Below are 12051 nucleotides of genomic sequence, written 5' to 3' on the forward strand. Positions count from 1 at the left end.
AATTCCATGCAACGCAGACACCTTCTTCAGCTTGCCGCCCTGTCGGCCGCTCCCGCCTCGCTCCTGGCAGGCCGCGCCACCTTTGCGCAATCGGCCGAGGCCATTCGCTTCGGCTGCCCGGTGCCCATGTCGGGCGCCTTTGCGGCGAATGGCAAGTTCGCGGACCTGGGCATGAAGCTGGCCATCGAGCAATACGGCAGCGTGCTCAAGCGCCCGCTGGCCTACACAGTGCTCGACACCGAAGGCAAGCCCGCCACTGCCGTTCGCAAGGTGCAGGAAGCCTCGCAGCAGCAAGGCGCCAAGTTCTTCGCGGGCGGCATCCTGTCGTCTGAAGCACTGGCCATGGGCAAGGAGGCCGAAAAGGCCGGCGGCGTGTTCATCACCACCGCGGGTGCCGACGAAATTACGGGCAAGGACTGCAACCCCGCCACCTTCCGCTGGTCGGTGCCCACCTTCGGCGCCATCGAGCAGACGGTGCGCCCGCTGATTGCATCGATGCCCAAGGCCAAGCGCTGGTACACCATCACGCCGCAGTACGTGTTCGGCGAAGGCCTCCTGGGCGCGGCCAAGAACATCTTCCAGGAGAAGGGCATCGAGCACGTGGGCAACAGCTACCACTCGCTCAACGAGAAGGAGTTCAGCGGCTACCTCACCAACGCCATGGCGGCCAAGCCCGACGTGCTGCTGCTGCTGAACTTCGGCGCGCAATCGTCGGCCGCGCTGCGCCAGGCGGTGAGCTTCGGCATGCACAAGAACATGACCATCCTCATGGCTTGGGCCTCGGGCCTGGAGCAGTTCGACGAACTCGGCGCCGACCTGTGCGACGGCGTGTACTTTGGCGCGCAGTACTGGCACACCGCAGACACAACGCTCAACAAGGACCTGGTGAAGCTCACGTCCGACAAGCTGAAGATCGTGCCCAACTACAGCCTCGCGGGCTCGTATGTTTGCACCAAGATCCTCATCGACGGGATCGTGAAGGCCGGCACCGTGGACCAGAAGGCCGTGATTGCCGCGCTGGAAGGCATGAAGTACGAGGGGCTCACCGGCACTGAAGAAATCCGCAAGGCCGACCACCAGGTCGTCAAGGACTACTACCTGCTCAAGGGCAAGGCCAAGTCGAAGATGAAGAACGCGGCCGACTATGTGGACGTGGTGAGTTCGGGCAAGTCTTTCCTGCCCGTCGACAAGACCGGCTGCAAGCTGGCCTGAGGCCGCAAGAGGACACCGACGCGCCCATGACCGTCTACCTGCTCCAGACCATCAACGGAATCGGCATTGGCATGCTGTATTTCCTGCTGGCCGTTGGCTTGTCCATCGTGTTCGGCCTGCTGCGCTTCGTGAATTTTGCGCACGGGGCTTTCTATCTGCTGGGCGCTTACCTGTGCTTTCAGGCCATGCAGTGGGGTCTCGACTTCTGGGCCGCGCTGGTGCTGGTGCCGCTGTTCGTGGGCGCGCTCGGCTGGCTGGCCGAGAAGCTGCTGCTGCGCCGCGTCTATGCCAAGGCACATGAATTCCACATCCTCGTGACCGTGGGCCTTGCGCTGGCGGTGCAAGAAATAGTCATCGTGTTCTGGGGACCGCTTGGCAACAGCGTGCCGACGCCCGACCTGCTGCAGGGCGTGGTGATGTGGGGCAGCTTCATCTATCCCAAGTACCGGTTGTTCGTGATCGGCTTCACCGCCGTGCTCGCGGTGCTGCTGTGGTGGGTGCTCGAAGGCACGCGCCTCGGTAGCGCGGTGCGCGCGGGCAGCGAGTCGACCGAGATGGTGTCGCTGCTCGGCATCAACGTGTTCCGTGTGTTCAGCCTGGTGTTCGCATTGGGTGCGGCCACCGCGGCACTGGCCGGCGTGCTGGCCGCGCCGATCCGCGGCGCGGAGCCCTTCATGGGCGTGGAGGCGCTCAGCGTCGCTTTCGTGGTGGTGGTGATCGGCGGGCTCGGCAGCTTTGGCGGGGCGCTGGTCGGCGGCCTGCTGATCGGCATCGTGCAAAGCCTCATGAGCACCATCTGGCCGCCGGGGGCGAGCCTGATGATCTACGTTGCAATGGGTGCGGTGCTGCTCTTGCGCCCGCATGGCTTGCTCGGCCGCAGAGGATGAACATCGCCATGCCAAGAAAAGTAACTTTCCTCCTGGCGCTCGTCGTTGCGCTGGGCCTTCCGCTGGTGCTGCGCTCGGGCTCGCTCGCGAGCGAGGTGCTCATTTATGCGCTTGCCGCGCTGGGCTGCAACCTGCTGCTGGGCTACACGGGCCTGCTGTCGTTCGGCCAGGGCATCTTCTTTGGGCTGGGCAGCTACACCATCGCAATTCTGCTCACGCGGCTGCAGCTGCCGATGCCGCTCGCGCTGCTGGCCGCCATCGCCATGGGGGCGCTCGGTGCAGCGGTGGTCGGCTGGGTGGCCATTCGCCAGCGCGGCACCTACTTCGTGATGCTCACGCTAGCCTTCGCGCAGATGTTCTACTTTGTGGCGTACACCGCTTCGGGCCTCACGGGTGGCGACAACGGCCTGCTCGACGTGCCGCGCCCCGCCTTCATGGACACGCCCTGGAAGTACTACGCCTTTGTGGCCGTGATCTTCCTCATTGCTTTCGGCCTGCTGCTGCGCGTGACCGACTCGGTGTTCGGCCGCACGCTGCTCGCCATTCGCGACAACGAAGACCGCGCCGCCGCGGTGGGCTACGACCTCAAGCGCTTCAAGCTGCTGGCCTTCGTGATCTCGGGCGCCGTCACCGGCCTGGCGGGTGGCCTGCACGCGATGATGACCGGCATTGCGCCGCTGTCGAACGCCGAATACCACACGAGCGAAATGATCCTGGTCATCACCGTGATCGGGGGCACCGGCAACCTGTTTGCCTCGGTGCTGGGCTCCGCCTTCTACGTGCTGCTGGCCGACTGGCTTTCCACGCTGTGGCCGCGATGGCTGCTCTTGCTGGGGCTCTTGCTGATCGGCGTGAGCATCGGCATGCAACGCGGCCTCTGGGGGCTGGGCGAGAGTGCATGGCGCCGCGTGTTCCGCAAGACGCCTACTGCGGACAAGGCGCCGCTGGCACAGGGAGAAAAAGCATGAGCGACATCCTCATCGAAGCCATCGGCGTCACCAAGCACTACGGCAAGTTCGCTGCGCTCGGCGGCGTCGACCTGAAGATCAGGCGCAACACGGTGCACTCGGTGATCGGCCCGAATGGCGCGGGCAAGACCACGCTGTTCCACATGCTCACGGGCACCGGCACAACAACCGGTGGACGCATCCTGTTCGACGGCCACGATGTGACGCGCGAGCCCGACCACAAGCGCGTGCAGCGCGGCATGGCGCGTTCGTTTCAGGTCACCAGCCTGTTCGCCAGCTTGCCGGTGCGCGAGAACCTGCGCGTGGCGGCGCAGGGCATTGCGCCGCGCCAGGCCATGAACTGCTGGCGTGCGCCGGTCGGCGAGCGCGCCTGTGCCGAGACGGTGGCCGAGGTGCTGGAACGCGTGGGCCTCACGCGGCTGGCCGACGTGCCCGCCAGCGAGCTTTCGCACGGGCAGCAGCGCCGCCTCGAGGTGGGCATGGCGCTGGCCGCGAAGCCCAAGGCCATCTTCCTGGACGAGCCGACCTCGGGCATGGGCATCGACGACCTGGACGACATGAAGCGGCTGATCCGCGGCCTGCGCGACGCGCACACCGTGGTACTGATCGAGCACAACATGAATATCGTGATGGACATTTCCGACACCGTGACCGTGATGCAGCTGGGCCGCGTGCTGGCCGAAGGGTTGCCTGGCGACATCCGTGCCGATGCGCGCGTGCGCACGGCCTACCTGGGCAACATGATCACCGGGGGCAAGGCATGAGCGGGAACAATATCCTCGAGGTCGAAGGCCTGCACGCGCACTACGGCAAGAGCCACGTGCTGCAAGGGGTGTCGATGACGGTGGGCGAAGCCGAACTGGTCACGCTGCTGGGCCGCAACGGCGCGGGCAAGTCGACCACGCTCAAGAGCATTGCCGGCGCCGTCACGCCCACCAGCGGCCGCGTGCGCTTTCAAGGGGCGGACATCGCGGGCATGCCGCCGCACCGCATTGCCACGCGCGGCGTGTGCCTGGTGCCCGAGCATCGCGGCGTCTTCAAGCTGCTGACGGTGGAAGAAAACCTGCTGCTCGGACAGCGGCGCGACTCGCCCTGGCAGCTCGACGACATCTACCGCATCTTTCCGCGCCTGAAGGAGCGGCGCCGCAATGGCGGTGGCCAGCTTTCGGGCGGCGAGCAGCAGATGCTGGCCATCGGCCGCGCGCTGATGAACCACCCGCGCCTGCTGATTCTCGACGAGCCCGTGGAAGGCCTTGCGCCAGTCATCGTGGAAGAAATCGTCGCCCAGCTCAAGCTCATCAAGGCGGCCGGCGTGGCCATCCTGCTGGTGGAGCAGAACCTGGAAGTGTGCGTGCAACTGGCCGACCGGCACTACATCCTGGAGCAGGGCGTGGTGGTGCACGAGGCCGGCAATGCCGCCTTCATGGCCGACCACGATGTGAAAGACCGCTACCTGGGCGTGGGCCTTGCTTGAGGCCTTCGAACCCCTTCATCTTTTTTGCAAAGCCATGAACTCACCCACCCAACTCCGCATCAACGGCGACCGCCTCTGGAACTCGCTGATGGACCTGGCGAAGCTCGGCGCGACCGAGAAGGGCGGCGTCTGCCGCATTGCACTGACCGACCTCGACCGGCAGGGCCGAGACCTCTTTACCCGCTGGGCGCGTGAAGCCGGCTGCGAAGTGCGTGTCGACCAGATCGGCAACATCTTCGCGCGCCGCGCGGGCCGCGACAACACGCTGCCGCCGGTGGTTACGGGCAGCCATATCGACACCCAGCCCACGGGCGGCAAGTTCGACGGCAACTATGGCGTGCTGGCCGGGCTGGAGGTGATCCGCAGCCTGAACGATGCCAAGATCGTGACCGAGGCCCCGCTGGAAATCGCGGTGTGGACCAACGAGGAAGGCTCGCGCTTCGTGCCTGTGATGATGGGCTCGGGCGTGTTCGTGGATGCCTTCACGCTCGAGCATGCGCTCGCGCAGCGCGACACCGAGGGCATCAGCGTGGCCGAAGCGCTGGCTTCCATCGGCTACTCAGGCAGCGCGCCGGCTTCGGCCGCGGCATCGCCGGTGGGCGCGTATTTCGAAGCGCACATCGAACAGGGGCCGGTGCTCGAGGCGAATGAACGCGTCATCGGCGTGGTCGAGGGCGCCCTGGGGCAACGCTGGTACGACGTGGTGGTACAGGGCATGGAAGCCCACGCCGGCCCCACGCCCATGGAACTTCGCAAAGACGCATTGCTCGCGGCCTCCGAGCTGGTGATCGAAGTCAACCGCATCGCGCTGGCCCATGCGCCGCATGCGCGCGGCACGGTGGGTTGGATCGACAACTATCCGAACTCGCGCAACGTGATCCCGGGGCGCGTGAAGCTCAGCGTCGACTTGCGCGCGGCGGACGACGTGGTGCTCTCGGCCATGGATGCCGAACTGAAGGAGGCCGTGCAGCGCATTGCCGCCAAGGGCAAGGTCGAGGCCACGGTGGAGCAGGTCGTCTACTTTCCGCCGCAGCCCTTCACGCCCACGCTGGTGTCGGCCATTCGAGAGGCGGCGCAGGCGCAGGGCATGACCTGGATGAACGTGATCAGCGGTGCGGGGCACGACGCGGTGTACCTGGCGCGCGTGTGTCCCACGGCAATGATCTTCGTGCCTTGCCTCGACGGCATCAGCCACAACGAGATCGAGGATGCGCAGCCCGACCACCTCGAGGCAGGCTGCAATGTGCTGCTGCAGGCCATGCTGCAAAGCGCGGGAGTGGCATTGCAATGAAGGTGCTGATCGCCAGGCTCAATCACGAAACCAATACCTTCTCGCCGGTGCCCACGCCACTCGCGGCCTTCGGGCCCGATGGCCCCACGTTCGGCGAGCAGGCCTACAAGGACAACAAGGGCATGCGCACCGCCATGTCGGCCTTCATCGACCTGGCCGAGCAGGCGGGTGCGACGCTGGTCACGCCGGTGTCGGCCTCGGCCAATCCGAGCGGGCCGGTCGATGCGCAGGCCTACACCGTGCTCACGCAGTGCATCGTCGATGCGGCGCCGGGCTGCGATGCGATCCTGCTCGACCTGCACGGCGCCATGGTGGCGCAAAACAGCGCCGATGGGGAGGGCGACCTGCTGGTGCGGCTGCGCGCCGCGGCACCCGACGTGCCCATTGGCGTGGCGCTCGACCTGCACGCCAACGTCACGCCCGCGATGGTCGGCAATGCGGACGTGATCGTCGGCTTCAAGACCTACCCGCACATCGACATGTACGAGACGGGCGAGCATGCGGGCCGGCTGCTTTTCGATCTGCTCGCGGGTCGCAGCAAGCCCGCAATGCGCTGGCACCCGCTGCCGTTGATGGCGCACACGCTGCGCAGCGCATCGTTCACCGGCGCAATGCAGCGGGCCATCGAGGCGGCACGCGAAGCCGAGAAGTCGGAGTCGCTCGCGGTGTCGATCTTTGCCGGCTTCTCGTTGTCGGACATCGAGGCGCCCTGTATGAGCGTGGTGGCGGTCGATGCGCGATCTCCCGAGCGCGCGCAGGCCACGGCCGACCGCATCGCGGTGCGGATGTGGGAAGAGCGTGAGGCGTTCATCTACCGCAGCGAGCCGCTGGCCGAATCGGTGGCCCGTGCGAAGGCCATCGCCGAAGGCGCGACGCGTCCGGTGCTACTGCTCGACCATGGCGACAACTGCATGTCGGGCGGCAGCTGCGACACCATGGACGTGCTGCAGGAAGCGCTGGCGCAGGGACTCGACGGGATTGGTGTGGGCCCGCTGTGCGACCCCGAGGCGGTGGCCGAGCTCATTGCGGCAGGCGAGGGGGCTACGGTTTCGGTCGCGCTGGGCAACAAGGTGTCGCTGGAAGGCATCGGCCTGTCGAAGAAGCCCGTCATGCTGACCGGCACGGTGCGCACCGTCTGCAACGGCGAATACGTGATCACCGGCCCGACCTACACCGGCCAGCGCAGCAGCATGGGCCGCACGGTGCTGTTCGACATCGGCGCGGCGCGCATCGTGGTGACCGAGCGAACGCAGGAGCCCTGGGACATCGGCGTCTTCGAATGCGCTGGGCTCGATCCGCGCAAAGAGCGGTTCTTGCTGCTCAAGTCGCGCATGTACTGCCGGCCGGTGTTCGAGCCGATCTCGGCCGCCCTGGTCGAGTGCGACAGCCCGGGCGTGACCAGTTCGGACTACGGCCTGTTCCCGTTTTCGAAGGTGCGCAGGCCCGTGTTTCCGCTCGACGCAATCTGAGCGGACGGGGTATTCGCCTACCTATGCAAAAAGTTGCATAGGTAATTGGAGGTACACCCCGATACTGCGGCGCTTACACCCATGAAGCCCACCGCGTGAACACTTTTGCACAGAGCGCCGTCGCCGCTTGGCAGCTGCTCGTGTCGGGCGATCCGGTGCTGCTGGCGATCGTCGGGCGGTCGCTCGCGGTCAGTGCCAGTGCGTGCGCGCTGGCTTGCGGGCTGGGCCTGCTGCTGGGGGCATGGCTTGGCGTGGCGCGCTTTCGTGGCCGCGCCGCGCTGCTCACGGTGCTGAACACGCTGCTGGCGCTGCCCTCGGTGGTGGTCGGGCTGGTCATCTACCTGCTGCTGTCGCGCTCTGGGCCGCTCGGGTTCCTGGGTTGGCTTTTCTCCTTCAAGGCCATGGTGCTCGCGCAGACCGTGCTGGTGCTGCCGGTGGTTACGGCGCTCACGCGCCAGACCATCGAGGATGCCGAGCGCGCACACGGCGAGCAGCTGCGCTCGCTGGGCGCGGGGCCGTTGGTGCGCGCGCTGCTGCTGGTGTGGGACGAGCGCTATGCGCTGCTCACCGTGCTCATCGCGGCCTTCGGTCGCGCCGTCTCGGAAGTGGGCGCGGTGATGGTGGTGGGCGGCAACATCGACGGCTTCACGCGCGTGATGACCACCGCCATTGCGCTCGAAACCAGCAAGGGCGACCTGCCGCTGGCGCTGGCGCTGGGCATCGTGCTGCTGGGTGTGGTGCTGGTGCTCAACTTGGCCATTGCCGCCGTTCGCGGTTGGCGCGAGCGCGTCGACGGCGGCGGGGGCGAAGGCAGCGGCCTTGCGGCCTGGCGCCGGCCGGAGGTGCGGCCGTGAACGAACAGGTGCAGATGGCGAGCGCCGACAACACCGTGTTCGCGCTGTACGGCGTCGATGTTCGCCTCGGGCGCGTGGCGGCGCTGCAAGGCGCCACCCTGACCATCGCGGCCGGCGAGCGCGTGGCGCTCATCGGCGCCAACGGCAGCGGCAAGACCACGCTGCTGCGGCTGCTGCACGGGCTGGTGCCGCACGCGGCCGGAAGCTTCACCAGCGCGGCGCCGCGGCGCCATCAGGCCATGCTTTTCCAGCGCCCCCACATGCTGCGCGCTTCGGTGGTCTTCAACGTGGCGATGGCGCTGTGGCTGCGCGGCACGCGCTGGCGCGATGCGCGCCGCGCCGCCATTCCGGCGCTGGCGCGCGTGGGGCTCGAAGACCTGGCCGACCGGAATGCCCGCGCCTTGTCGGGCGGCCAGCAGCAGCGGGTGGCGCTGGCGCGCGCCTGGGCGCTGCACCCGGCGGTGCTGCTGCTCGACGAGCCCACCGCCAGCCTCGACCCCACTGCCAAGCGCGAGGTCGAAACGCTCATTGCCGAGGCCGCGGTCGGCCGCACGCTGGTGTTTGCAAGCCACAACCTCGGCCAGGTGAAGCGGCTGGCGAGCCGCGTGGTCTATCTGGAGCACGGCCGCGTGCTGGCCGATTTGCCTGTGCATGATTTTTTCCATGGGCCTCTGCCTGAAGAGGCCCGCCTGTTCGTCAAAGGAGAGTTGGCATGAATCCGTTCTTCAAGCACCGCGGCAATGCGGGCATCCGGGCCTCGCTGGCGATGGCTGTTTTCTTCATGGCCGCGGGGGCCGTGCAGGCCGAGGCCATCACCATGGCCTCGACCACGTCCACCGAGCAGTCGGGCTTGTTCGCCCATCTGCTGCCGGCCTTCAAGAAGGCCAGCGACATCGACGTCAAGGTGGTGGCGGTGGGTACCGGCCAGGCCATCGACATGGCCAAGCGCGGCGATGCTGACGTGCTGTTCGTGCACGACACCGCGGCCGAGGAGAAGTTCGTGGCAGAGGGCTTCAGCGCCAAGCGTTATCCGGTGATGTACAACGACTTCGTGCTTGTGGGCCCGAAGGCCGACCCGGCCGGCGCGAGCGGCAAGGACATTGCCGCCGCGCTGAAGAAGATTGCCGCGGCCAACGCGCCTTTTGTTTCGCGCGGCGACAAGAGCGGCACAGACGCCGCCGAGCGCCGCCTCTGGACGCAGGCCGGCGTGGCCGAAGCGGGCCAGCCCGTGCCCAACGACCGCAAGGGCTCGGGCTACAAGGAATGCGGCTGCGGCATGGGGCCGGCGCTCAACATTGCAGCATCGTCGGGCGGTTACGTGCTGGCCGACCGCGGCACCTGGCTCAGCTTCAAGAACCGCGCCGATCTTGCGGTGCTGGTCGAGGGCGACAAGCGGCTCTTCAACCAGTACGGCGTGATGGTCGTGAGCCCGGCCAAATTCCCCTCGCTCAACAGCAAGGGCGCGCAGAAGTTCGTCGATTGGGTGATCTCGCCCGCGGGGCAGCAGAGCATTGCGGCCTACAAGATCGGCGGCGAGCAGCTGTTCTTTCCGAACGCGCTGGCCAACTGAGGAAACCTGCGGCGGTGGCAGCCGCTGCGGTGCGCACCATGACCTCCCAGGTCATCGACGCCGGAAGCGCCCGGCGCGACTATTCCTTCACCCCGCGATGTTGCGGGTCGAGATCTTCGAAAGGAATCGTCATCATGAACACCGCCGCACACGACGCCACCGCCATTGCCCAGCGCTACATCGCCGTCTGGAACGAGACCGATGCCGCACGCCGGGCCGAGCTGATCGAAGCCGCCTGGACCGCCGATGCTAGCTACGTGGACCCGATGGCGCAGGCCAGCGGCCGCGAGCAGATCAGCGCGCTGGTCGGCGCCGTGCACCAGCGCTATCCGGGCTTTCGCTTCAGCCTGTTCGGCAATGCCGAGGCGCACGGCGACAACCTGCGCTTTTCGTGGACGCTTGGCCCCAGCGGGGCTGAAGACCTGATCCAGGGTACCGACTTCGCCCAGCTCGACGCCGGCAGGCTGCGCTCGGTGACCGGCTTCCTCGACAAGGTGCCGGTCGGCGCCTGAACGCCGCGGTTCAGTCCGCAGACCCGGCGGGCCGCCCGCGCCACAGCTTGCGGTAGACCGTGGCGCGACTGATGCCCAGCGTGCGCGCGGCTTCAGCGACGTTGCCGCGCGCATCGGCCACGGCCTTGCGGATCAGGGCGGTTTCAACGTCGCGCAGCCTGGGCTGGGCTTCGGGCGCCGGACCCGCCGAGCGCCGGCCGCCGCGCCGGGCCTCGACCTGAACGCGAAGGCCCGACCAGAGCGGCACTTCGAGCACGGCGTCGCCACGCCGGGCGGCATCGAACAGCATGTTCAGGGGCAGCGCGAACAGGTCGTTGCAATGCAGCGCATGCTGGCCGCGCGCCAGGGGCTGGTGCAGCATCTGCCGCGCCGCCGCATTGGCGCCTGTCACGTTGCCGCTCCCGTCGATGCACAGCAGGCCTTCGGTGGCCTCGTTGCCCGGGCAACCCGGCCAGGAGAGATGCAGGCGCAGCTCGCAAGGCTCGTTCAGCACCAGCGTGTTCTCGATGCTGCGCGCCGATAGAACGGCCAGGTGCCGCAGCTCGGGCCGTTCCACCACCTGGACGCCGGTCAGGTCGAGCATGCCGATGCAGTCGCCTTGCGGACCGAAGAGCGGCGCTCCGGCGCAGCTGTAGATGCTGGTGTCCTCGAAGAAATGTTCGCCGCGATGCAGCCACACCGATTCCTGCTCGCTCAGCGCGGTGCTGATGGCACTGGTGCCCACCGCGCGCTCCGAAAGGTCGACCCCCACGCGCGCGATGTGGCGGGCATAGCGGGTGGATGTGTCGGTGCCGTCGGGCAGCGGGCCCACGTCGACCACGATGCCGTCGGCATCGGTCAGCACAGCGAAATAGCGCGTGTCGGCAATGGCGCGGGACACCCGCTCGATCACCGGGCGGGCCGCCGCCAGGAGGGCGCGGTTGCGCTCGGCCACCTCGCGAATGGCCGACTGGGCCACGGGGTCGAAGTTCACGCGCTGGTGCGGCTGTCGCCCCGCTTCGATGCAGCGCTGCCACGAGCGGACGATCCACGGATCGATGCGCACGGTGCCGCGCGCACGGCCGGCCTCGCCGTGGATCAGCTCCCGGCGGGCTTGCGCAATGGCGAGGGAACGCTCGGGGAGGGACGGAACGGTGGAGGCGGGCATCGGGTCGATTCGCTCGGATGGGGCGTCTTTTTATGGAGCTTGCCTGGCCGCAAGTTGTTTCATTTTGAGAATTTCGCGCGCACTGCGCAAGCGGTGAGGGTTTTGCCTAGGATAGTGCAGGGGGCCGGCGTCCAAGATGCCATTCGCTGAACCAGCCATCACCTTCAACGGAGACAGCCAAATGCAGGTAGCTTTCACGGTCAACGGCCGACCGGCCACGGTCGACGCTCCCCCCAACACTTTTCTGGTGCACGCGATCCGCGAGCATCTTCATCTCACCGGCACCCATGTGGGCTGCGACACCGCCCAATGCGGCGCATGCACCGTGCACCTGAACGGGCGCGCGGTGAAGTCGTGCAACATCCTGGTCGGGCAAGTGGCCGGCGCAGAGATCACCACCATCGAGGGCGTGGCCCAACCCGACGGCACCATGCACCCAATGCAGGCTGCCTTCAAGGAGTGCCACGGCCTGCAATGCGGCTTTTGCACCCCCGGCATGGTCATGAGCGCCATCGACCTGTGCACGCATCACCCCAAGTCGAGCGAGTCCGAGATCCGCGAGCTGCTCGACGGCAACCTGTGCCGGTGCACGGGCTACCAGAACATCGTCAAGGCCGTGAAGATGGGCGGCGAGGCCATGGCCTCGGGCACCCCGGTCAAAACCACG

12 protein-coding genes and 1 pseudogene are annotated in these 12051 nt (G+C 67.2%); 12 read left to right on the top strand and 1 reads right to left on the bottom strand.

Annotation, left to right across the window (positions count from 1 at the left end; all coding sequences use genetic code 11):
• Positions 1 to 6 precede the first annotated feature (6 nt).
• From M0765_RS17430 to M0765_RS17480, 11 genes are all read left to right on the top strand, one after another.
• Positions 7 to 1212 carry an ABC transporter substrate-binding protein gene (locus M0765_RS17430; protein WP_258505006.1) on the top strand — a complete coding sequence of 402 codons (1206 nt, stop codon included), beginning with the start codon at positions 7 to 9 and terminating at the stop codon, positions 1210 to 1212.
• 26 nt (positions 1213 to 1238) lie between these two features.
• Positions 1239 to 2099, top strand: coding sequence for a branched-chain amino acid ABC transporter permease (locus M0765_RS17435; RefSeq protein WP_062362478.1), 861 nt, complete (start codon positions 1239 to 1241; stop codon positions 2097 to 2099).
• Between the two features lie 8 nt (positions 2100 to 2107).
• The gene (locus M0765_RS17440; RefSeq protein ID WP_258505008.1) at positions 2108 to 3067 is read left to right on the top strand and encodes a branched-chain amino acid ABC transporter permease; all 960 of its coding nucleotides are present in this window, start codon (positions 2108 to 2110) and stop codon (positions 3065 to 3067) included.
• Positions 3064 to 3831 carry an ABC transporter ATP-binding protein gene (locus tag M0765_RS17445; protein WP_258505010.1) on the top strand — a complete coding sequence of 256 codons (768 nt, stop codon included), beginning with the start codon at positions 3064 to 3066 and terminating at the stop codon, positions 3829 to 3831. The genes M0765_RS17440 and M0765_RS17445 overlap by 4 nt, the downstream gene beginning before the upstream one ends.
• Positions 3828 to 4541: an ABC transporter ATP-binding protein gene (locus M0765_RS17450; RefSeq protein WP_258505011.1), complete on the top strand. Its 714-nt coding sequence runs from the start codon at positions 3828 to 3830 to the stop codon at positions 4539 to 4541. The genes M0765_RS17445 and M0765_RS17450 overlap by 4 nt, the downstream gene beginning before the upstream one ends.
• 34 nt (positions 4542 to 4575) lie before the next feature.
• Entirely contained in the window at positions 4576 to 5832 is a 1257-nt protein-coding gene (locus tag M0765_RS17455; RefSeq protein WP_258505012.1) for a Zn-dependent hydrolase, read from the top strand.
• Positions 5829 to 7301 carry a M81 family metallopeptidase gene (locus M0765_RS17460; protein ID WP_258505013.1) on the top strand — a complete coding sequence of 491 codons (1473 nt, stop codon included), beginning with the start codon at positions 5829 to 5831 and terminating at the stop codon, positions 7299 to 7301. Before M0765_RS17455 ends, M0765_RS17460 begins: the two co-directional genes overlap by 4 nt.
• 95 nt (positions 7302 to 7396) lie before the next feature.
• On the top strand, positions 7397 to 8155 hold the full coding sequence (locus M0765_RS17465; RefSeq protein WP_157612973.1) for an ABC transporter permease: 759 nt from the start codon (positions 7397 to 7399) through the stop codon (positions 8153 to 8155).
• 14 nt (positions 8156 to 8169) lie between these two features.
• Positions 8170 to 8871: an ABC transporter ATP-binding protein gene (locus M0765_RS17470; RefSeq protein ID WP_258508321.1), complete on the top strand. Its 702-nt coding sequence runs from the start codon at positions 8170 to 8172 to the stop codon at positions 8869 to 8871.
• A complete protein-coding gene (locus M0765_RS17475) occupies positions 8868 to 9725 on the top strand; it encodes a substrate-binding domain-containing protein (RefSeq protein WP_258505015.1) in 858 nt (285 codons plus the stop codon). Before M0765_RS17470 ends, M0765_RS17475 begins: the two co-directional genes overlap by 4 nt.
• Positions 9726 to 9859: 134 nt before the next feature.
• Entirely contained in the window at positions 9860 to 10237 is a 378-nt protein-coding gene (locus M0765_RS17480) for a nuclear transport factor 2 family protein (protein ID WP_258505017.1), read from the top strand.
• 10 nt (positions 10238 to 10247) lie between these two features.
• On the opposite strand, the gene M0765_RS17485 is transcribed toward M0765_RS17480, so the two are convergent.
• Entirely contained in the window at positions 10248 to 11384 is a 1137-nt protein-coding gene (locus tag M0765_RS17485; protein WP_258505019.1) for a helix-turn-helix domain-containing protein, read from the bottom strand.
• Positions 11385 to 11565: 181 nt separating this feature from the next.
• On the opposite strand from M0765_RS17485, the pseudogene M0765_RS17490 reads away from it, so the two are divergent.
• Positions 11566 to 12033: pseudogene (locus M0765_RS17490) on the top strand ((2Fe-2S)-binding protein); the annotation flags it as partial.
• Positions 12034 to 12051 lie beyond the last annotated feature (18 nt).

Source organism: Variovorax sp. S12S4 (assembly GCF_023195515.1).
Lineage (GTDB): Bacteria > Pseudomonadota > Gammaproteobacteria > Burkholderiales > Burkholderiaceae_C > Variovorax.